The 21,513-nt window shown below is 64.5% G+C and carries 17 protein-coding genes; 9 read left to right on the forward strand and 8 right to left on the reverse strand.

Annotated features, from left to right (window positions below; genetic code table 11):
* Window positions 1-19 precede the first annotated feature (19 nt).
* Together ACTOQ1_RS08095 and ACTOQ1_RS08100 are read right to left on the reverse strand one after the other, a co-directional pair.
* Window positions 20-226 carry a DUF397 domain-containing protein gene (locus tag ACTOQ1_RS08095; protein WP_440065578.1) on the reverse strand — a complete coding sequence of 69 codons (207 nt, stop codon included), beginning with the start codon at window positions 224-226 and terminating at the stop codon, window positions 20-22.
* Window positions 227-241: 15 nt separating this feature from the next.
* Window positions 242-1,069 carry a helix-turn-helix domain-containing protein gene (locus tag ACTOQ1_RS08100; protein WP_440065579.1) on the reverse strand — a complete coding sequence of 276 codons (828 nt, stop codon included), beginning with the start codon at window positions 1,067-1,069 and terminating at the stop codon, window positions 242-244.
* 415 nt (window positions 1,070-1,484) lie between these two features.
* On the opposite strand from ACTOQ1_RS08100, the gene ACTOQ1_RS08105 reads away from it, so the two are divergent.
* Entirely contained in the window at window positions 1,485-1,940 is a 456-nt protein-coding gene (locus ACTOQ1_RS08105) for an ATP-binding protein (protein WP_440065581.1), read from the forward strand.
* 686 nt (window positions 1,941-2,626) lie between these two features.
* On the opposite strand, the gene ACTOQ1_RS08110 is transcribed toward ACTOQ1_RS08105, so the two are convergent.
* On the reverse strand, window positions 2,627-3,418 hold the full coding sequence (locus ACTOQ1_RS08110; RefSeq protein ID WP_440065583.1) for a hypothetical protein: 792 nt from the start codon (window positions 3,416-3,418) through the stop codon (window positions 2,627-2,629).
* 330 nt (window positions 3,419-3,748) lie between these two features.
* Entirely contained in the window at window positions 3,749-3,937 is a 189-nt protein-coding gene (locus ACTOQ1_RS08115) for a hypothetical protein (protein ID WP_440065585.1), read from the reverse strand.
* On the opposite strand from ACTOQ1_RS08115, the gene ACTOQ1_RS08120 reads away from it, so the two are divergent.
* From ACTOQ1_RS08120 to ACTOQ1_RS08140, 5 genes are all read left to right on the forward strand, one after another.
* A complete protein-coding gene (locus ACTOQ1_RS08120) occupies window positions 3,936-4,280 on the forward strand; it encodes a hypothetical protein (RefSeq protein WP_440065587.1) in 345 nt (114 codons plus the stop codon). The two genes, ACTOQ1_RS08115 and ACTOQ1_RS08120, sit on opposite strands and share 2 nt — an antisense overlap.
* A gap of 450 nt (window positions 4,281-4,730) precedes the next feature.
* On the forward strand, window positions 4,731-5,648 hold the full coding sequence (locus ACTOQ1_RS08125; protein ID WP_440065588.1) for a hypothetical protein: 918 nt from the start codon (window positions 4,731-4,733) through the stop codon (window positions 5,646-5,648).
* 15 nt (window positions 5,649-5,663) lie between these two features.
* Entirely contained in the window at window positions 5,664-6,650 is a 987-nt protein-coding gene (gene dapF, locus ACTOQ1_RS08130; RefSeq protein WP_440065589.1) for a diaminopimelate epimerase, read from the forward strand.
* Window positions 6,650-7,732 carry a fatty acid desaturase gene (locus ACTOQ1_RS08135; RefSeq protein ID WP_440065590.1) on the forward strand — a complete coding sequence of 361 codons (1,083 nt, stop codon included), beginning with the start codon at window positions 6,650-6,652 and terminating at the stop codon, window positions 7,730-7,732. The genes dapF and ACTOQ1_RS08135 overlap by 1 nt, the downstream gene beginning before the upstream one ends.
* A 12-nt stretch (window positions 7,733-7,744) precedes the next feature.
* Entirely contained in the window at window positions 7,745-8,704 is a 960-nt protein-coding gene (locus ACTOQ1_RS08140) for an FAD-dependent oxidoreductase (protein WP_440065591.1), read from the forward strand.
* 94 nt (window positions 8,705-8,798) lie between these two features.
* Here ACTOQ1_RS08140 and ACTOQ1_RS08145 read toward each other — a convergent pair whose 3' ends face one another.
* From ACTOQ1_RS08145 to ACTOQ1_RS08160, 4 genes are read right to left on the reverse strand one after another with little or no spacing between them, the layout of a single operon-like run.
* The gene (locus ACTOQ1_RS08145) at window positions 8,799-8,963 is read right to left on the reverse strand and encodes a hypothetical protein (RefSeq protein WP_440065592.1); all 165 of its coding nucleotides are present in this window, start codon (window positions 8,961-8,963) and stop codon (window positions 8,799-8,801) included.
* A gap of 29 nt (window positions 8,964-8,992) precedes the next feature.
* Window positions 8,993-9,907, reverse strand: coding sequence for a hypothetical protein (locus tag ACTOQ1_RS08150; RefSeq protein WP_440065594.1), 915 nt, complete (start codon window positions 9,905-9,907; stop codon window positions 8,993-8,995).
* Window positions 9,907-10,464 carry a hypothetical protein gene (locus ACTOQ1_RS08155; protein WP_440065595.1) on the reverse strand — a complete coding sequence of 186 codons (558 nt, stop codon included), beginning with the start codon at window positions 10,462-10,464 and terminating at the stop codon, window positions 9,907-9,909. The genes ACTOQ1_RS08150 and ACTOQ1_RS08155 overlap by 1 nt, the downstream gene beginning before the upstream one ends.
* Window positions 10,461-14,219 carry an AAA family ATPase gene (locus ACTOQ1_RS08160; protein ID WP_440065596.1) on the reverse strand — a complete coding sequence of 1,253 codons (3,759 nt, stop codon included), beginning with the start codon at window positions 14,217-14,219 and terminating at the stop codon, window positions 10,461-10,463. Before ACTOQ1_RS08160 ends, ACTOQ1_RS08155 begins: the two co-directional genes overlap by 4 nt.
* Before the next feature lie 742 nt (window positions 14,220-14,961).
* Between ACTOQ1_RS08160 and drmA the strand changes: the two genes are divergently transcribed.
* The 3 genes from drmA to drmC are packed head-to-tail and all read left to right on the forward strand — an operon-like array spanning window position 14,962 to window position 21,412.
* Entirely contained in the window at window positions 14,962-18,720 is a 3,759-nt protein-coding gene (drmA, locus tag ACTOQ1_RS08165; protein WP_440065597.1) for a DISARM system helicase DrmA, read from the forward strand.
* Window positions 18,720-20,651 carry a DrmB family protein gene (gene drmB / locus ACTOQ1_RS08170; RefSeq protein WP_440065599.1) on the forward strand — a complete coding sequence of 644 codons (1,932 nt, stop codon included), beginning with the start codon at window positions 18,720-18,722 and terminating at the stop codon, window positions 20,649-20,651. The genes drmA and drmB overlap by 1 nt, the downstream gene beginning before the upstream one ends.
* Entirely contained in the window at window positions 20,648-21,412 is a 765-nt protein-coding gene (gene drmC, locus ACTOQ1_RS08175; protein ID WP_440065601.1) for a DISARM system phospholipase D-like protein DrmC, read from the forward strand. The genes drmB and drmC overlap by 4 nt, the downstream gene beginning before the upstream one ends.
* Window positions 21,413-21,513 lie beyond the last annotated feature (101 nt).

Raw genomic sequence — 21,513 nt, forward strand, 5'->3', positions numbered from 1 at the left:
AACCCAAGGTGGCTGTCGGTCAGGTAAGGCTGTCGTAGCCTCCGTTCTTGATGTCGCTGATGAAGGCGGTCCACTCGTTGCGATGGAAGACGAGGGTTCCGCCGTCGCGGTCCTTGGTGTCGCGGACGGCGACGTCGTTGCCGACGAAGGCCATCTCGACGCAGCTCGGGCCGTCGCCGCTGAGGCTGCTCTTGCGCCAGCGTGCACCGGATAGATCTGGTTGCATCTCGGGCTCCTTCCGCTAGTGATCTCTGTGTAGAGAAGTGAGTAGCGCGACCGTATCGGCGGGACTGAGCGCTATCGCGCGAAGATGCTCACACATCTGGTTATACCTCCGAATATCCGTTTCTTTCTCCAGAAACAGATCGCCGGCCATGCTGTCGATGTGGATCACATCGGGGTCGTCTGGGCCGAACTTCAGGACGATGAAGCTGCCGGGCATTCCCGGATGGGCACCGGCAGAGAACGGGATGATCTGGACGGTGATGTGTGGGCGCTGGGCTTGCTGGATGAGGTGTGTGAGCTGATCGCGCATGACCGCGTCGCTGCCGACCTCCCGGCACAGAGCGGCTTGGTCCAGGATCGCCCACAGGCGGAGCGGTTTGTCGCCCTCCAGGAGAAGTTGCCGCTGCATCCGTGCGGTAACGCGGTTCTCGTTTTCGTCATCGGGGGCGGTTGGCCGTACACCGCGGATCACCGCTCGCGCATAGTCCTCGGTCTGGAGCAGGCCAGGGACGAACAGAGACTCGTAGTTAATGGCCTGACGAGCCTCGGACTCCAGGCCGATGTAGGCACTGTACTGGCCGAGAAGGTTTGCTTCGAGGTCGTTCAGCCAGCCGCGCTGCTTTGCCTCCTTCTGCAAGGACAGCAGGTCGGCGTGGGTGTCGCCGGTGACGCCGTAGATGTCGAGCAGGGCTATGAGCGTCCTGAGTTGTGGCTTGGCCTGGGCGGTCTCGATTCGGTAGAGCGTGACGATGTTGACTTTGGTTTTCTCCGCGACGTCCTCCTGGGAGAGTCCGGCGGCTTGACGGAGGCGGCGTAGCTCGGATGCCAGGCGGCGCAACCGCACTGTAGGGGGTTGGCGTTTGCTGGATGGCGTGGACGCGTTTCCGCCCATTCCTTACCTCTCTCGCTTTTAGGGCGTATCTGGATCATGTATGAGATACAAATGTAGCCCTTGCGTTCACCTAGTGTGATGACTCATGCTCTGAGAGTTAGCTTTCCAGGTGGGGTTCCCGCTGGAAAGTGAAACGCACGATTTCCCCAGACGGCCGGGCGGACGATCTTCCCTCCCGAGGCGGCCCACCCCGTACCGGGTGCCCGTCCGGCCTCAGTGGTACGACCGGCGACACATCTGCGACGCTCCCCGGCCGTGCTTCCCGTAGGACCGGCACCGTGCCCCCGTCCCCCGTGGGGTGAGCGGCATCCCCCGTCTGCGAACGGTGCCGGTCCTACGCCCGACGTACTGACCAGGAGCGGGTGAAATGACCGGTGTAACCACCACGGAGCACTATCTGGAACTCTCCGTCTTCCCGACCTCTCCCTACTACGCCCGCGTGCACGTCCGGCGGGTGCTGGAGGGCTGGCGGCGGGACGACTTGATCGAGACGGCCCAGCTCGTCGTCTCCGAGCTGGTCTCCAACGCGGTCAAGGCACACACCTCGTGCCCCGCCGCCGCCGAGGCGGCCTATCTCGGCCCGGATCGCATCTGGATGGACCTCTATCTGGTCGGCGAGACGGTGGTGCTCCGCGTCTGGGACGCCGCCCGCAACCCGCCCGTCCTGCGCGACCCCGGCCCCGACGACGAGAGCGGCCGAGGCCTCCATCTCGTCGACCTCCTCGCCACCGGCTGGGGCTACTACCGCCCGGCCCCCGGCGGCAAGATCGTCTGGTGCACCCTGGCAGCCCCACTCTCGCCCCAGGAAACCGCTGAGCCCTGAAAAGGTCGTCGGCAGGCTTCGGCCATAGGGCGGCGGCGTGCTGGTCACGTTCATGGACGTGGCGTACAGCCTTCCGAACTCAGCGGGGTTCATGGCCAGCCGGTACCGGTCGGTTCCGGAGGGATCTCACTCTCCACTGGCTCTGGGGGAGGCTCGCTCTCGATCGGCTCGGGTGGCGGCTCTGTTTCGGGAAGGCCGGCGGGGAGTGAGGCCGCCGGTATGGGCTCGCGCTGCTCGGGTGGCGGGCTGCCGCTCGTCGAGATCATGGCTCCGAGCACGAAGATGACCCCGATGACCGCCACCAGGCCCGCACCGACCTCGTCGGCACCCGGACCGCCGGGCAACCTACGTGGATGCCCGCGCACCCAGACCCTTCTGCCGTTCTGATTCCGGTAATGGCCGTTGACCCAAGTCCAGCGCGTAGCGCCCATGCCAGGACCGTACAGAGGTCAATGGGGCGGGACCAGAACAGCGTCCGGCAGGGTTTTCTGTCTCGCCGTGAGACGGTCGCATCTGTTCTGTGCTCCACGCTCGTGCCGTCGGCGGCCGACTTCGTACGCGTGGGCAGAACGCCACGGATGTCTGGCCTGTTCTCGCTGAGATCATCCCAATGTGTGATGTTCAGAGCCTCATGACACCGTCAGGCGGGCCTGTCTGGTTGGAAAGGGCTCGGTCAGGCGTAGTGCCTATTCGATTTCTTTGTTTCTCAATGGAAAATGCTCGCCGTCGGCCCGGCTTCTCTTGAGGACCTTCACGAATTCAGACAGTACCTCTTCGTCGAGCGGCGAAGGATTCTTCTCAATCATTGACCGGATGCTGTCACTGACTCGCTGAGGCGTGAGCGTTTCCATTGTGCTCAACTCTAAATGATCATTCTCGCCCTCGATCCGGGCATTGCGCAGAACTCTCATCTGCTCTTCACTGAAGAGCCTGGCCAGCAGAGCCGTGGCAAGACGCTCCCGCGCTTCTGCGCCGCTCATGTTCACTCGATGTCCTTCGAGGCCGGCGACCACTCTTTGTGAGTCCTCCGCAGATGCGGGTCCCATCAAGGTGGTCGACTCGGTCCGGGCGGCTTGGCTGTCGGCCTTGCGAGTTCGCGCAAGCCTGCTCCGTGCCGACTTCATGAACGGAAGTGCCTGATCGTCCCACCATCTCTTGAGGTGCGGCGCGGCCTTCTCCGCGGCCTTGACGGCAACAAGAAGAACCAGGACACCGAGCAGCGCCTCAAGTTCCGAGCGCTCCTGTGCCCTGGAATCCGGTGCGTACTCATTGGTGTTGACAAAAACCGGTGGAGATTCTGCTGGAACATCTTCCTGACTCTCGTCCTTCAAGAAGATCTCGGCGTGTCCCAGCTTGTTGGTGTCAGAGTCACGCGTGAGTCCACGATGAGCACCAGCGGTCTTTCTGGATTGCGAAAGATCGGCCCCCTTTGGAACTCTGACAACGGCGTCGTATTCGTCGTATTCACTGTCGGCCATCTGTCACCTTCGGTCTGCGGGCGCGCACGACGGTGACTTGAACGGAGCTGATCTTCGGGCTCGCCCAAACCATGCACACGCTGCCGCTCGGCGAGCGCGATGGTTCATCGGGAACCACGCTCCGACTGTACCTGCGGCCACCGATGTTCTTGCGACATCAACAGATATTGATATCGATCCGCTGCCGGCACTGGCAGGCGCCTCAATATCCGCCGTCCCGAGTGGACGGAAGCGGAGGCATGCAGGACGGTTTCGTTCAGAGGATATGTCCAAATTAATACTGGTTCTGATGACGGGCGCATAGCCATACTCCGGGCATTCTCATCCGAGTCAGCGGGACAGCAGTCGTACCGAACGACGCTGGTTCACCAGGTGGCTGTCGGCCAGGGGTCCGAGCGGGTGACTCGGGCACCCGCTGAGCACGGCGGCGTTACGTCCCTCCGGTGAACTGTTCTGGAACGCGTTCGGCCGATCGATCTTCGCGGAGACGCGTACGAAAGCGTCCGAGGTGGCGGCCATGACGAAGCCTTCGTCGAAGTCGGAGTCTCTCTTCGCGCGTCAGCTCGTCGGCAGCGGAGGCGTAGGCGCTGTCAAGGTCCGTTCGAAGGCGACGTGCAGCCTTCTCGCTGGTCAGGCCATCAGGCCACGCAGCGTGGAAGCCGAAGCCCTCGTTGTCGAGACCGTATTCGTCGAGGAGCCCGTAGAGGTTCAAATTATCTGGCATGTGTTGTGGCTCCTTGAGGATGTGGCGCTCCAGCCGACGGCGGAGATCCCGGTGGCCATCAAGGTGATTCGGGTCATCTATATCCGTTGTAACGGCTCTGAGTGGTATTGCTACTTCAGCCGCCCGGTAGTTGACTAGATTAGCTTTTCATCCCAAATGGGCCATCAAAGTAGCTTGATCGGCTTTTAGGCTTATTTTGAAGACATGCATCATTTGATACGATCTGGGTGGTATGTAGGTGTTCGTCGGAATTGATAGCCATTTAAGATGAAACTAGTATTGATAAAAGACGTCCCTGGTTTGGATGTGTCGATGGCGGGCGGTTGCGCGGGCGGGCATCTTCCCTGTTGCCATGGCAGGCTCGGCGCAGGTTGGATATCCGAGGTATGCGAGGTTGGGTAGTCGGCTGCCCGAATGTCACATAAGAGCGTAACCGCAGGTCATTGAGGGCTGCTTTCTTCTGCCCAAGGTCATGCTGGAGATGTACTGTGTGAGGCACAGGTGAAGGTAATGGGTCGGCAGATGTGAAGTGCGAAAACCGGCTTGTGGAGCCGTAACTCCTGGTGAACAAGTAAAGCAGGGAGCCTGATGTCCGATTTGACGCGTCGTCGAAAAGGTCCCAGAGGGGCGGCTCGCCTGCTCACCTCCACGGCTCTCAATACATTTGTTGGCCTGCTCGGTCTCATTGTTCCGTTGACCGCCTGGGCGCTGGGGAAAGCCTCGGTAACAACGATCCTCTTTGTCGTTGAAACTGGCTTGTTGGTTGCAATTGTCATCCGACATGCTTGGTTGCAGGCAACCTACATGCAATTCAGGCGAGCGAGCGGCAGGGCGATGTCCGATCCAACGTACTTCGAACTCATAAGCGCCACTCTCGAGAGGGAGTTGATGGAGGACACGGAGGAGATCGCCGATGGTCATCTCCTCCTGTACGCGGCGGAGGTTCCGCGGATAAGCGTGCTGCTGTATCGGACATTGATCGACTCTTCGTGTCAGCCACGAAAGATTATGGCAACCGATCTCACAACAGATCCCCGGTTGTTGACCCAGCGTAGAGAATATCTCGTGGAGAATCGTCGGCTGATCGAGTCCGGCGGCGTTATTCTACGCATATTTGTCTGTCGGCTGTCGGATCTGACGAAACGTGGCTACGCCAAAGACCTGATCGATCTCATCGACCTTCACAGGTCATTGGGGGTTCAGTGTGGGCTCGCCGTACGTGAATGGTTGAGGCCTGATCAGGCCGTCGACTTCGTGGTGGTGGCCGCAGCGGCCGTGCTGGTTGAGGAAGAGCAGGGCGATGCGGGATACAGCAAAGGGCGAAGTAGCGTCTACTTCAAGCGCATAGACAAATGGGTAAAGAAGTTCGACGAGATCTGGGGTGCGGAAAACTCATCTGCGGCGCCGGCCGTTCTTCATTCATACGAACAGGTGGCTCGCGAACTTCTGGTCGATTCCAAATGGAAGCCCGCAGAGATCAGCGCAGCTTTAAGTAAGCACAGATAATTGATTGCGGGAGACATGAACAGTATCGAGATCCTGAAGACCCACGGCTCGAAGAACGATATTTTCATCATCGAATCTCCTTATGACCAGTTTCCCGAAGAGGTGGACCTGGTGCAGTTGGTTCGTGGCATCTGTGACCGGAACGGACCGCTCGGCGGCGATGGCATCTACTTCGTGGATCACGTTGACGGAGTGCCGGAGGCCACCTTCTTCAATCCGGACGGTTCGCGGGCGGACCTATGTGGAAACGGAATGAGATGTCTCGGACGGTATGTTCTTGAGCGAAGGGGTGAGACCTCGACGTCGATCATGTCGGGCCGCCATCGCTTCGTTGTTCGCACTGCCCCGGAGACAGCAGGTGGTGTGTGTCAGGTCTCGGTGGATCTACCTCTGGTGTCTTTCGCGGCGCCCAGGCCCATAGTGGCCGGCTCCGCGCTCTGGGTTGATCGATCCATTCCTGTCCTGGATTCACACCTGACCTTCACCGCCTTGGCCGTGCCCAACTCCCATCTTGTGGCGATCGTCGATCACTACGATGAGCAGGAGCTCGTCCGTGTCGGAGGCATCGTGGCCTCGGACGTCGACCAGTTTCCTATCGGGGCGAATGTCTCATTCGTCTACCCCGTCGGACCCGACGAGATATTCGTCAGAACCTACGAGCGTGGAGTCGGTTTGACGCCATCCTGCGGCTCCGCCGTCGTAGCGTCATCGGCAGTGTATTCGCGGCTCGCGACCAACACACAGCAGGTAAGCGAGATCACCGTCAGAAATGCGGGAGGAATGGCGAAGGTCACCCTTCGATCGGAGAACGGTGATCTGATGCCGACCCTCGAAGGTAACGCAACATTCGTCTACCGGGCTGATGTCGCCATCGACGACATCCTGGACGCCGAGCGAGAATCCTTTGTGCAGGGCGAGTCGTTTCCCGCGGAGATCGCAGCCTATGCCGATCTGGAGGATGAGAACCGTGCCTGGCTGAAAGAAAAGGGGATATACGTCTAATGGCCAATGGGCTGGTCCTTGTTTTGGTCGGGCTGCTCGTCCGCCAGATCGATCACTGGTGGTTCTCCCCGTATCGCCGTCTTCCGGGCTCCGGCAAGGATCGTCCCGCCTGCAACGACATAGTCTCGATCAAGCGACTCCAACGAGCCCGTGCCAACGACTACACACCGGCCTGCGTCGTCATCGGGCACTGGCTCGAAATAGTGGGCCTCTGGGTGGTCGGCGGGGCGGCGGACAACCTCGCCGTGTGGATGCTCATCGCGATACTGGTCTCGATTGAATTCCGCTGCCTACAGGAGGTTTCCCACTACGCGGTGCATCGTTCGCTCTGTCGCACCCGTCGTATCGGTGACCTGTTGGCCAACATGGGATTCCAGTTCCCCCTCGCACTGCGAGATCTGACACAGCGGCGAGTTGTACACGTGCGGCGCCACCACCCGAACGCCATCGTTCCCGGAGTCGATCCAAATCTGGAGGATCTCGCCGACGCCGGCCTTGCTCCGGGGTGCACGAAAGGCAGGTTCATTCTAGGAGTTCTGTTCCCGATGACTCCCCGAGGGGTTTACCGGACGGGGAGGGATGTCTGGCAGGTCCTGACTTCGAGCCGACAAAGAAAGTGGGTGCTGTTGTCGGCAGCGGTCATGGCGGTCGGCGCATATCTGCTGGGTGGACCACTCGGACTTGCCTTCGGCTTCCTGATCCCGCGGATCCTCATCTATCCGGAGCTGTCATGGATATCTCTGCTCGTCGAGCATCGATGGTTTGATCGCCCGCCGGATCGCGGCAACCGGGTGAGTATCGAGGCCGCGCGCTGCCAGCGTCTTTATCATGAAAGACCCGTGATGGAAGCTCTCGCCGGTCACACCCTGCTCCCCTACGGAGACCTGCGGCATTTCGTTCACTCGGCATATCCAATGATTCGCTGGAACTACCTGAGAGCCGTGGAGAGAGTCATCGGACATCCACAGAGGCTGGTCCCGGCGATTTTCTTCGGCCCGCACTCGTCATTGGCATATGTCTACCGGTCCACTGTCCTTGGAGAAGCTCATGACGAAAGCAGGGCTCAGCCGCATCCACTCTGAGCAGAGGACACTGTGAAGATCACCGTGGTCGGCGCCGGCGTAATCGGGCTCACAACGGCGCTGAGGTTGAAAGAGATGGGAGCGGAGGTCTCCATCATCGCCTCCGAACTCCCGCAGCAGACCTCCTCAGCGGTCGCGGCTGCCCTCTGGGGTCCCTTCCGCGCCGGCCCTCCCGGCGACGTCGCTCGCTGGAGCTCTCACTCACTGAGAATCTTCCGGCATTTCGCGGAGCACGTTCCGGCAGCGGGGGTGCGGATATCCTCGGGCATTCAGGCAGCCCGGCGTATGGTCTCGCCACCGGTCTGGCACGAATTGCTGAACGAGGTGGCCGAGTGGACACCGTGCGCCGCACAGGACATGCCGGAAGGCTTCATCATGGGCTGGCGGTACAGCACGCCGATGATAGAGATGCCGACCTATCTGGGCTACCTGCAGGATCTTCTGTCGGCCACCGGGACGAAGATCGAACAAGCTACTCTCACCTTCCTCGAAGAGGCAGGCCGGCCTGATCTGGTTGTCAACTGCTCTGGATACGGGGCAGCGGAACTGGCCGTGGACCCCCTGCTACGTGCGGTGCGCGGGGATCACCTGGTGGTGGAGAATCCGGGATTGACCGACTTCTTCAGTGAAGACCGTGCATCATCGGACCGTCTCACCGCGATCTATCCTCACAGAAAGACAGTCATACTCAGCGGCACCGCGATCGACGATGTGCGGGATCGCACCCCGGATCCCGCAGTAGGGAAAGAGATCCTGGCTCGTTGCCGCGAGATCGATCCACGCTTGGGCGACGCCTCCATCGTGGACCATCGGGTCGGAATCCGGCCGGTCAGGCCAACCGTCCGACTTGAGGCCGATCGCCTGGCGAACAAGGTGCCCTGTGTGCACAACTACGGACACGGTGGAGCGGGTGTGACCCTCTCGTGGGGATGTGCTGAAGACGTCCTGCGAATCGCACAGTCTCTGCTCTGACAACGTGATGCCGTGGCATCGGCGACCCTGTCCTGAGGCAGCGCGTCACCCAGGCACTTCGCTGAGCCCCTCCGGCCCGCTCGTGGTCGTGCCGCTAGAAGGCGAACACCTTCCCTTTCACCTCGTCTCCAGGCACGACGATCAGGTCGTTTACATAGAGGTCGACGAAGGATTCGCGTTGGGCGGCCTGAATCTCGCGGGCCCGGGCGAGCTTGTCGGGGTTGCGAAAGACCAGCTCCGGATTCCTCAAATGCGCCACCCGGAGACTGTTTCGACTGTGAGATTCCGTCAGTCGTTGCCGTATTCGGACTCGCCGTAGTCGGCGTAACGCTCTTCGAGCGACTCCCGCTCGGTCCGCAGGTACTGTTGCTGAATCCCGGCAGCGTGGATCTCGGCGGTGCCTTCCAGGCTTAGAGTGCAGACCGGGCAGGACAGCCCCGTCGCCACGTAGACAACGTCGCGATAGACCCAGTCGTCCTCGATGCGCTCATTTGTGCTGCGCACGACCCTCAGCTCTAAAGGGATCTTCTCGGCGCAGGCGGGGCATCCCACCTGCTCCGCGGCCTCATGAAGCAGGCTGAGGCCACCCCATCCCGGGAACAGCGTGCTGATACGGGCCCGCCGCACGATCAGCTCCTCGTCGGGCAGGCCGTCTCGAATCTTGACAGCTGCTTTGATTCGCTGCGTCACCTCATGGATCAGCCGCTTGTCCGCGGCGTCGACCAGGGCTCGTCCATGGCTGAGCAGGGCGTCACCGAGCATATCCGCCGGATCCAACCCGAGGTGATCGCACAGGACTTCGACCACTCGCGTGAAGTGTGGCAACCACAGTTCAACCCCCTGCTCGTACGGTGACGAACTGCTGTGTGCCTCCGCGTTACGCAAACCCGCCAAACCGGTGACGTCTTTCGTGTGGTATTTCGTGAAAGTAGGAACGATTGTCTCCAACCGTTCCACGACCGTCTTGAGCGGAATGGACGTCGGGTGACCGGTGGGTTTCGGATACCCTGCGGCAGCCATGATCGAGTCGCCGTTCATGTCGGCGAGCAGTATTGGGTGGACTTTCGCGAGTGGTGCGCGGAGCAGAAACTCCAGGCCGAGCAGCAGCCAATGAGCCAGCACGTCGTTATCCGCGGTGTGATGGTCATTGGCCCTGGAGAAGTACAGCTGCGCCTTGGCGATGAACCCGTCGTACTCCCACATCATTCGCTCCACACATAGGTTCGTTCCAGAACGCGCCCCGCTGGAACGGTGGGACGCCGATGCAGCAGGCGTGCGTTGTCGAGAACGACGATTCGTCCTTCTCGCCACTCAATGATCGTCGTAGCATCTTGGGCTTCCACCTCGTCCAGGCTCAGCCCGATCCGGGGATCACAGGTGCGCGGATCCCACCGAACTCGCCACCGCCCCTCCTCGGATACCGCCGCGGGCAGGTGCCGCGCTCTTCCCGTGCGGTCAACCGCCCGCAGTACGGTACGGCGCAGCCCGGTCAGCAGGGGCGGGTCCGGATCGAGGAGCTCCGTGTACGTTGACTGGGGAATCGACAAGGCTCGAAGCACGATCCAGCGGGGCGGCCGAGATGAGATGGCACCGTCCGTGTGCCACGGAAACGCCTCCAGCCCGTACGTCCCGGACAGACTCCAGGAGTCGTCTCGCTCTCGCGAGACAATCGCCTGTGGGCTTCCCCAACGCCCGGCGATCTCCGGCACGGCTTCGCGATCCATGACCACGAAGCCGTGCGCGGTGAGTTCGTCCTTCACCCGCGCTGTCCGGGAGGGGTGCGCCGGACCTTCGCGGGAGTGGGAATCACCGGGCCGGAGGGAATGGTCCCGATCGCCTGGCGCGCGAGCTCGGCCCACGCGGGCTCGTTCACCCCGTCTTTGTCATCTGTGCGCAGCAGGATGCCGTTGGTCCCGTCACCCTCTTCGGGGAGCAGCACTCCCCCCTGCCCGTACCAGCGCTTGCGCTCCTCCCACCACGCGTGATCGACTCTCTTACCGAACATCTCCAGATGCTCCCAGTGGATCGCGCGCCCATCTGACCCGATGATCGTGAAGTCGGGTCGTTTTGTTTCGCCGTTGAGGGTGAGCGGCTGGTCATATCCCCATCGGCCAGGAGCGATACGGTCCAGGAGGTCGGCGATGATGACCTCGCTGTGACTGCGGACGATCACTCCCTGTGCGGTGATGTGCACCCTCTTGGCATCGAGGACGCCCGCGGACGCGCCATCCGGGAAGAACAGTTCGCGCGGGGCGGGTGCTGTGAAGAGGTCGGTCAGTCTTCTGGCGGTTTCCGAGCTCGTGGAGACGGTCAGCTCTCGCAGGTCGTCGATAGAGCATTCGTGCAACAGCGTCACCTTGTCCTGCTGGCGTGTCAACGCTGTGTAGATCATCTCTCGGGAAAGCTTGCGCGCGCTTCCCGGGAGCACCACGATGACCTTCCGGAACTCCGACCCCTGAGACTTGTGGATCGTGATCGCCCAGGCCAGCTCCAGGGGCGGGTCGTCCTCCGACATACCCGAGTAGCCGTAGGTCGTTCCCTCCTGCGACGAGAATTCGACCTGCGTCCACCGGGGGTTGCTCCCCCTCCTACCCACCTGCCCCACCACGACGCCGATCTCACCGTTGGCCACGTAACCCAGTCCGGTGTTCGCGGGGTACGGCTTACGCCGGCCGTTGGCGTTGTTGAGCACCTTGTCCCCGAGCACGATCTGCTCCGCCCCGAGGGGTTTGGGAACGCTGCGTTCCCAAAGCGGGCGCAGGGCATCTGCAAGGGCTTTGCCGCGGAAGGTTCGCTTCAGATGCCGGTTGATCTCGATGGTTCCCCAACCGTGAACCCGCGTGGGAGTGAGGATCTGCCACTTCTCGCAGGAGGCCGCGGCGCCCTTGCGGAAGTTGACCCATGGCTCACTGAGCTCACCTCCGTAGGAGGTCTCGAAGCTCTTGGAATCAACGATTTTCTGCTCTTCCGCCAGCGTGCTGTCGAGGACATCCAGCGCACGCGACCCGGCCCAGGACACGGCCGCGAGGGTTTCCATCGGTGTCCCCGTACGCAGACGTTCCCAGACCTCGTCGAAGCCGGGAGGAACGGGATCTCCGGAGAACCACGCGGCGAGCATCAGGTCGTCCCGGACCTTTCCCTGCTGGCGGCGCAACTCGGTGAGTTCGGCGTATCCGGGCGCCACACGCGGGAAGCCGACACTTTCCGCACTCCCCGGAGGCGGCGCCAGGCGGTGGATCAGGTCGGCGAAAGGTCGTCCGGCGCCGATCGGCGGGAGCTGGCGGGGGTCGCCGACCAGGATGAGCCGATCAGGCATGGGAAGCGCGTCAAGCAGGGCGGCCAGTTGCTCCTCGGTGAGCATGGACGCCTCGTCGACAACGACGGTCCCGTACGGCTGAGCCTTGGGTCTGTCCGGCGCCAGGACATAGGAACGGGTGTCATCGCGGTAGCGTTCGTGTTTGGTGAGGAACTGGGCGATGGTCTGCGCGGAGTGCCGGACCTTGGTCTGCAACTGCACGCGAGCCTTGCCGGTTGGAGCCAGCAGCAGCATGTTTCGGGAACGAACCTTCTCGTGAGCTGCCAACGCCCTGATCAGGGTGGTTTTCCCGGTTCCCGCCCGCCCGTTCAGCACGCTCAACGGGGCTGCGAAGAGCTCGGCGAGCGCGGCCCTTTTTTCCAGGCCCGCCCTTTCCTCGGCTTCGGGGTCGGGGTCGTCTTCCGATTTGTACTCGGCCAGCACGCGGTCGAGCTCATCCGCGAGATCCTCCGGAACCGGGTGTCTGGGCCGAGCGATCTGACCGTCCACGACGCCGCGGATGACGTGCGCGACAAGCTCCAGCCGGGCGAGCTTGTAGGCGGGACTGCCGTCGGCCAGCCGAGTACCCGCCACGGGCGGCCAGTAGGGCGATTCGATTGAGAAAGTCAAATCGTCAGGGTGAAAGTCGTGCGCGTTGAGCTTCTGCTCGGTGATCTCGCATGTCTCCGCCAAGGGCTTTTCCGCGATGCGCTGGATCGCGGCGGACATCGGCATCACGGTGTCACCCGCCTGCGCCGCCGCTTCCAGCGTATCCACGAGCAGCGCCTGTAGCCGTCGCGGATCGTCGGGGTCGACGACGGCGGTCGGCTCGGCCATAGGGAACCGTTCCCGTATGTCCGCTTTCGGAAAGCATGCGCGGTCGACGGTGCCGAACGGCACCGGCGTGGCAGTCCCCACCGTGCAGATGTGGGCCAGGTAGGGGTCGGCCAGGAGATCCCCGTGCTCCAGGTCGATCTCCTTGTTTTGGAACAGGATGGTCGCTTGGTCGCTGGTCAACTGGAACCGAGAGAGCAGCCACAGCACCCGCAGTTCCTCGGCCGTGAATCGGAGCCAGACCTTGCGATGGGTGTCCGTGACAAGCCCGGAGACGGCCTGTGCATACCGCTGCGGATGGGAGATCACATCATTCAGTACTTCCCACGGATCCGTGTCCTTCGGGGTGAGACGGGTGATCTCTCTGGCCAGGACCTTGCTGTAGCGGAACTTGAGTGCTCCGAGAACGGCGCCGAGGCCGGGAGCCGGGCCGCGTGCGGTCCAGAGTTCGCCGATACGTTCGCTCACCCACTCCATGGAGGCGTGCGGCACGTCCAGGCCGGCCTTCCGGCAGCGCTCGGCGGCGCGGAAGAGCCGGTCCAACGCGTCGATGGCGCTGTCGTGCGAAACGTGTTCTGTCGCGTAGCGGAACTCGCGACCGCCGTTTTCCGGCGCCCAGGCCAGCAGGTCCCGCACGTCCTCGCCCCGTGCGTGCCGTTCGGCCAGTTCCGTGACCGGTAGCAGGATGCCTCCGGCGCCGCCCGGACGCAGCGTGTGCGAGACGGCTGTCTCCCACATGTGGTTCGGAAACGGGGTGGGGCCGTCGGTTCTCCAGGATTGCGGCAGCTGGAGGTCGGTGATCCGGGCCGCACCTACCAGCAGGTGCCCCTCGGTCTTGAGGTCATCGAACGGCGAGTGCTTGGCATAGAAGAAGACCAGGGACTCATTCGGTTTGACGTCATCGAAGAACCGCCCGATCAAGGTCTTCTGATTGTCGCCGTGGATCACCCAGCTGGGAGTGAATCCCAGCTCGCGATCGACCAGCGCCTCCCGCTCGTCGTCAAAGTCAACGAGATCGTATTCACGACTTACCTCCGCGATGCTCTCGCGGAGCAGCCAGTAGTACGGGATCGCCTGCACGCCGAAGGCGGGGACGGTGATGGTGGTCGGCTGCAGGTTGCGCAACGCCCGGTTGTGCCGGTACGGGTGCTTCAGCACGACCGGGTACGGCCGGGAACTCAGGAAGGTCCCGCGCTCGCCCACACAGGCGATCCGATGAGTGTCCAGCTCGTCCAGCGACTTCCCGGCGTGCTCGATTTCATACTGGTCGTCACGTTTCGTGCCGATGTTATGCAACAGGATGCAGGAGGCGTTGTCGAGCGGATTACGGCAGACCGTGCCACTCCAGCCGGAGTCATGCCAGGGGATACGGACCGACACGTGCATGGGGACCTCTCGGAACCGGAACGGCGATGATCATAACCAGGGACATGTCTCGCTTGCGACGGATCCCCGGGAAAGGCGAAGCCAACGTTCCGCTGGTCGACAGAGACGGGGGGCGCCGCGAGTTCGGGAATGGACACGCCGTTGGCTGGCCAGAACCACTATAGACACAACATCCCCACCTCTCGTTAATTATCTCGCATCACAGTCGAGTCGCCCGCCGGGCCGATTCGTCCCAATTCTTCAACCGCTCGGGCTTGGAAAGTGGTGGGCCCGTGGGGTCGAAAAATGCAGGGTCGTCAGTGCGACCGAAAACGGTTAAAAAATGTTATCAGAACCTTCTCTGTTGAATTGGTGATATAAAAGGATAAACGGCCCTTAAGTGGAATCAATAGGGTGAAAATGGACTTTCTTTAGTCGGCAAACAGGTTGTCGACAAGTCGGGTGTCGAGAATCCTGATGAAAATATCCCCATGTATCCGTTAGTGCCACTTGTGTCCGCTTCGGCATTGAGGGTCATGTCAAAACGGGGCTAAGTTTGTTTCAGTGAACGGCTGAGGCATGGACTCCGTGAGGGGCGTCGGCGGGCGTGATAAATGATCAGGAAGACCTGTTTCCGGACTTAGGGGATAGGCAGCAAGGGCTTAATCTGTCATCCGAAATCGCCGTCGAACCGGTCAAAAGCAAACAGGCGGCCCCTGATCTGGACATTCCTCAGGCGTTCGAGTCGGGTACTTCCTTCCAAGTGCGTGACGCGTTCGAGGATCTCGTCCGGCTGGATCTGCTCGGGCCGTGGGGCGGTGACAACGAGGAGCTGCCGTCCAGGACGTCGGGGCCACGCGAGCGCTACCTCGTCGGCATGCTCGGTCCGAAACCCTCGCACCGATCACCCCGGGAGGACGCCGGGGAGATGCCGGAGACCGAGATCGGGGTCGAGGGCGACAGCGCCGACGGCGAGCTGCCGGAGGTGCTCACCCCGCAGAACCTCGGCCGGATCTGGGCCTCGTCCATGGGCCTGTCGTTCGCGGTGCCCGATGAGGTCGACGCGCTCGCGGTCACCGCCTCCTGGGGGCGCTACACCAGGGCCGAGACGGTGATCGAGGACGCCAAAGGCCGAGAGCGCGTCGCCTCGGCCTGGACGCGGCAGCCGGTGGAGCGCCGCAAGAAGATCCGGCTCGACGGCGAGCCGTCACAGCGGATCCCCCTCACCATGGAACGTGCCGAAGACCTGGGCGTCCTGCTTGCGGTGGCCGTACGTCCGCAGCGGGACGGCCGCAGGGTCGTCGAACTGACGCTGATCAACCAGCAGATCGAGCCGGAGCGCGCCGCCGATGTCGCCTGGTTGTTCCAGGTCGAGCTGACCGTGACCGCGCTCGATCCCGGAGCCCGGGGCTTCCTGCCGATCGACGACCCGCTGGACGACTTGGAGGCGGTCGGCGACGATCTGGAGGAGCGGCACCTGCGCTTGCTCTACCGGCACGAGCGCCGCTACGCCTCCGGCCGCAACGTCGCCGTACACGCCGAGGTCGCCGAGGGGGAACGGTGCGCGCGGGAACTGCGCACCACCTGGTTGCCCGCCCACGACGTGCCCGCCACCGTCGCGCCGGTCGGTGAGGGGACGGCGCTGGCCGGGGTCGAGCTGTCGATGGACGCCCTGGCCGCGGCCTCGCCCGAGGAGCTCGCGGCCGGGCTGCGCCCGCTCGCCGACGGATACGCCGCCTGGCTGGAGGGGCAGAAGGGCCGGATCCCGGACCTGCCCGAGCCACTGCGCGGGGCCGCCGAGGAGGCGGTGCACAAGGCGGAAAAAGCCGCGAAACGGATCCGCGACGGGGTCGAGCTGCTCACCGACCCCGAGCGGGAACGCCACGACCAGGCGATGGCCGCGTTCCGGTTCGCCAATACCGCGATGGCCGCGCAGCGCCGCCGTACCACGGTCGGCAAGCTCCGCGACGAGCTGGGGCTGAGCTACCCGCAGGCCATGCTGGAGGTAGAGGCGCGAGGGAAGAGCGCCGCGTCGTGGCGGCCGTTCCAGCTCGCGTTCGTGCTGCTCAACCTGCCGTCGCTGACTGACCCCGAGCATCCCGAGCGGGCCGCCGACGCCTCGGCCACCGTCGACCTGCTGTTCTTCCCGACCGGCGGCGGCAAGACCGAGGCGTACCTCGGCCTGACCGCCTACACCTTCGCGATCCGCCGCCTGCAGCGCATGGTCGGCTCCGGCACCGACGCCCGCGACGGCCGAAGCGGGGTGTCGGTGCTGATGCGCTACACCCTGCGACTGCTCACCGCGCAGCAGTTCCAGCGGGCCGCCGCCCTGGTCTGCGCCGCGGAGGTGCAGCGCAGAGAGGACCCGGCGACCTGGGGCGAGGAGCCGTTCCGGATCGGCTTGTGGGTGGGCGGCGCGGTCTCGCCGAACTGGTTCACCGAGGCGGCCGAACAGATCCACGAGGCGAGGGAGGCGCCGGCCGGTCGCAGGACGAACGTGCTGCAGACGCTGACCTGTCCATGGTGCGGGGAGAAGCTGACCGGTGACCGCAACCTGCACATTGACGAGGACCGCAGGCGGGTGCTGCTCTACTGCGGCCGGGGCAGGGAGGGCGAGGCCGACCCGTGCCCGTTCTCCAAGCTCGGTGAGGACCGGATGCTCACCGATCTCCTCGACGACGCCGAGGAGATCGCTGCGCGCCGGGACGGGCTGCCGATCCTCACCGTCGACGAGGAGATCTACCGGCTGGTGCCCAGCCTGGTCATCGCCACCGTCGACAAGCTGGCGCAGTTGCCCTGGCGGGGGTTCGCCGGTCACCTGTTCGGCCGGGTCGGCCAGCGATGCCCCCGGCACGGCTACCGTCACGTCGACCTGGACGAGCAGATCGGCTGCGGCGGCAGGCACCACGCGAAGGGGAAGCTGCCCAAGGTGGTGAGCCGCCCGGTCATCCGGCTCCGCCCGCCGGACCTGATCATCCAGGACGAGCTGCACCTGATCTCCGGTGCGCTCGGCACCACGGTCGGCCTGTTCGAGGCGGCGGTGGACGAGCTCTGCACCTGGAGCCCCGGCCCTGGGAACCTGACCGGACCAAAGATCATCGCCTCCACCGCGACCACCAAGCGAGCGGAACGCCAGGTGCTCGGCGTCTTCGGCCGCGGGCTCGCGGTGTTCCCGCCGCAGGTCATCGACGTCGCCGACACCTTTTTTTCCCAGCAGATGCCGCTCACGGAGAAGACACCCGGCCGTCGCTACCTCGGGGTGTGCGCGCACGGGACGCGACTCAAGTCCGCCGAGATCAGGCTGGCCGAGATCCTGTTCCTGGCCGGGCAGACCATGTTCGACCGGTACGGCGAGTCCGCCGACCCCTACATGACGGTCGTCGGTTACTTCAACGCCACCCGCGAGCTGGCCGGCATGCGCCGCTACCTGGACGACGACGTGACCACGCGTATCCGGGCGCACGGCAGGCGTAAGGGCCTGTCCGACCGGCTCACCGCCAAGGCCGACCTGCTCACCGTCGTGGAGCTGACCTCCCGTATCTCCTCGGGCGACATCAGCGAGGTGCTCAAGCAGCTGGAGATCGGCTTCGACCCGGAACTGGACACCTCGCGCCGTCGCGCCGAGATCCGTGCCGAGTGGGGCGACGTGCTGAAGGAGAAGGACAGGGAGAAGCGCAGAGGCGCCCACCCGCTCGCCGACCGTCAGCGGCGGCGGGGAACGGGCCGCCAGCCGGTGGACGTGGTGCTGGCCACCTCCATGCTCCAGGTCGGCGTGGACGTCTCCAGGTTCGGGCTGATGGTGGTCACCGGGCAGCCGAAGAACACCGCCGAATACATCCAGGCCTCCTCCCGGGTCGGCCGCGACGCCGAGCGCCCCGGCCTGGTGATCACGCTCTACAACTGGTCGCGTCCCCGCGACCTCGCGCACTATGAGGACTTCGAGCACTACCACGCCACGTTCTACCGCCAGGTCGAGGCGCTGTCGGTCACCCCGTACACCCGCCGGGCGCTGGACCGGGGCACCGCGGCCATGTTCGTCGCCGCGGTGCGCAACGTCGAGGAGTCGCACTCGTGCAACCGGGACGCCGAGGAGGTGCCGCTCTCCGGGCCGGTCGTCGGCCGGATCGTCGACCGGCTGCTCACCCGCGCCGAGGCGGCGGGTAACGTCCGCGCCCGCGACTACCTGGCCGAACGGATCAAGGTGGTGACCGACTTCTGGGAGCAGTCCAGGAGCAGCGCGGCCAGGCTCGGCTACGAGCGACGCAACACCAAGCAGGAGATCCTGCGCGGTCTGCTGAACCGGGCGGGCAACGGCCGTTGGGACGCGCTCACCGTCGGCAACTCGATGCGCGAGACGGAGAACGAGATCAACCTGCTGCTCCCGGGCGGCGGTGACATCTTCACCCCGCCGTATGGGGCCCCGAGCTGGGGGTTTCGGTCGCCGGAGGGTGGCGGCGCGGGCGTGGAGGTTCCCGAGGGGGACGAGATGGGCGTATCCGAGCTGGACGGGAAGGGCAAGTGATGGCGGACTCCGCACCGTACCGGCGCCGGGTGGGGGCCGTGCGGCCCAGCCACCTGATGTTCACCTCCGGCGTCGGCTCCATCGTCGACCTGCCGAACTTCTCGGTGCTGGTCAAGGGGCTGGAAGACTGGCGGCACGACAAGCTCGGCGACGCCCCGCAGGTCATCGCCGAACCCCGGCTGCTCGCCGCGGTCCAGTCGGTCCTCGGCAAGACCGTCACAGAGCTCAAACCCGCGCCCTGGCTGCCGGGAATCGACAGCAACCCCAACGGGGACGCGTCCCGAACCGGCGTACCGGTCATGCCGTTCCCGAGCTGGATGCGCTGCACCGCCTGCAACCTGCTGGCGCCGATCGACACCCAGGCGTTCGGTTTCAGGAACGACAAGCCGCGCAAGCCACACGAGGCCAGGTTCTTCCACGAATGCGGGCGCGGTAGCAAGCCGCGACTTGTGGTCGGTGCCCGTTTCGTACTGGCCTGCACGGCGGGTCACCTGGACGACTTCCCCTACCTGGAGTTCGTGCACCGGGGCGAGGCATGCGCCAAGGTGGCCAAACCCAACCTGCTGATGCAGGACTTCGGCGGCAACATCGGGGCCAACGTACGGATCCGCTGCCAGCGTTGCGACGCCGAGCGCAACATCCGCGAGGTCATGGGACGCAAGGGCAGGGAGCAGCTCCCGAACTGCCGGGGACGTCACCCGCATCTGGGCACGTTCGCCGAGAACGGCTGCGGACAGCAGCCGCACGTCGTCGTGGTGGGCGCCTCCAATCAGTGGTTCGCGCAGCCCCTCTCCGCGCTTGCCGTTCCCAAGGCCGGAGCGAACGAGCTCGATGCCAAGATCGAGCAGTTCTGGGCGAACCTCCAGCATGTCCCCGGGCCGGAGAGCCTGCCGTTCATGCGCTCCATGCCGCCTCTCTCCTACGAGTTCGAGAAGTGGGCCGACAACGGTGAGCTCTGGGCGGCGATCGTACGCCACCGGGGCAAGCTGGAGGGCGGTGACCCCGATGCGAGTGGTCAGATGGACCTGCTCACCCCCGAATGGCAGGTCTTCTCCGCCCCCACGCTCCCCGAGGCGACCGACGACTTCACCCTCTACCGGCATCCGGACGGTGTGCCCAGCCTGCTGAAGGGCTACTACGCCGACGTCATCCAGGCCGAGCGGCTGCGTGAGGTCCGCGCGATGATCGGTTTCACCCGGCTTGACGCTCCCGACTTCGAGGACCCCGAGCTGGTGACCCGGGCACCGCTGACCCGCTCGAAGCCCACCTGGGTGCCCGCGAGCGAGGTACGCGGCGAAGGCATCTTCCTGAAGCTGCCCGAGGACCTGCTGGTGGCATGGGAGGAGCGGGTACGCGCCTCCTCCTTCACCGATGAGCACAGTGGACAGAGGCGGTCGGTCCCGCACGAGCACCGGGAGGCGTACGGGCGGTTTCGCGAATATCGCTACTCCGACCGGATCCGTCAGGGGTTCGACAAGTATCGTGGCTGGCCGGGCCTGCGCTACTACGCGCTGCACACGCTCTCGCACCTGCTGATCCGCACGATCGCGCTGGAGTGCGGCTACAACTCCGCCAGCCTGTCGGAACGAATCTACGCGGGCGGCGAGGACGACCCGCGCAGCGGGATCCTGATCTACACGGCGGTGCCGGACGCCGAGGGCACTTTGGGCGGTCTGGTCTCGCTTGCCGAACCCGAGGAACTGGTCCGGCTCACCCGCCGCGCGCTCTCGGACGCCCGGCGCTGCTCCTCCGACCCGCTCTGCGCCGAGCGGCTGCCCCGTGCCCCCGAGGACTTCTTGCACGGGGCCGCCTGCCACGTCTGCCTCTTCGTCTCCGAGACGACCTGCGAACGCGGCAACCGCTTCCTGGATCGCAGGTTCATCGTGCCCGTCGACGCCTCCGATCTGGCCCTCTACCCTGAGATTCCATGACACCGGGCTCGCCCTTCGCCCGGGCGGCGGCCGACGCCGCCGCCCGGCTCGGGCCGGTGCGAGTTCGCACGCTGGCTGAGCGGATCTTGGGGGACGGGCCACGTTCGGCGATCCCCTCGGCCGTTCCGACCCCCGGATTCGCCGAGGTGGCGCGGGACGTACTGGCGGCGCAGGACACCGAGGGGATACCGGACGCGGAGGCCGCGGCGTACCTGCGGGGCGTCGCAGACGGGTACGCGCAGCACGCGGCCACCCACCGGGTCGAAGCGGTGTGGAGCGGGCCAGGCACCCATTCGGTGCCGGTCCGGGCCACGGCGCAGGTCCTAGTTGACGTGGTGGGCGAGGCATCGCATGAACTGCTGCTGATGACCTACTCCGCGAAGCCGTACCCGCCGCTGCTGGACGCCCTGACCTCGGCGGTGCGGCGCGGAGTCTCGGTGATGGCCGTCGTCGAGACCTTGCAGGGCGCGGGATCGGCACTGGGCGGCGCCGAGCCGGCGGCGGCGTTCGCGTCGGTCCCCGGGGTCGAGCTGTGGCACTGGCCCACGGCCAGGCGGGACGGGCAGGGGGCGAAGATGCACGCCAAGCTCGCCGTCGCCGACCGGCGGGTGCTGCTCGTGTCGAGTGCCAATCTCACCCAGTCCGGGGTCGCCAGGAACATCGAGGCCGGGCTGCTGGTCTACGGCGGTTCGACACCGCTGCGCGCCGCCGAGCACATCGCCGAACTACGCGCCGGGGGCGTATTGGGGCGGCTGCGGTGAGCCTGGGATTCCATGACTTCGCTGGTGAAAATATCTGTTTCCCGGGGATTTTTGGCAATTGTCGGGAGCAAGGAGCCCCCGTGAAAGGCGGGCCGTAGTGG

This window comes from Streptosporangium sp. OZ121 (assembly GCF_051918885.1).
In the GTDB taxonomy this organism is placed as follows: domain Bacteria; phylum Actinomycetota; class Actinomycetes; order Streptosporangiales; family Streptosporangiaceae; genus Streptosporangium.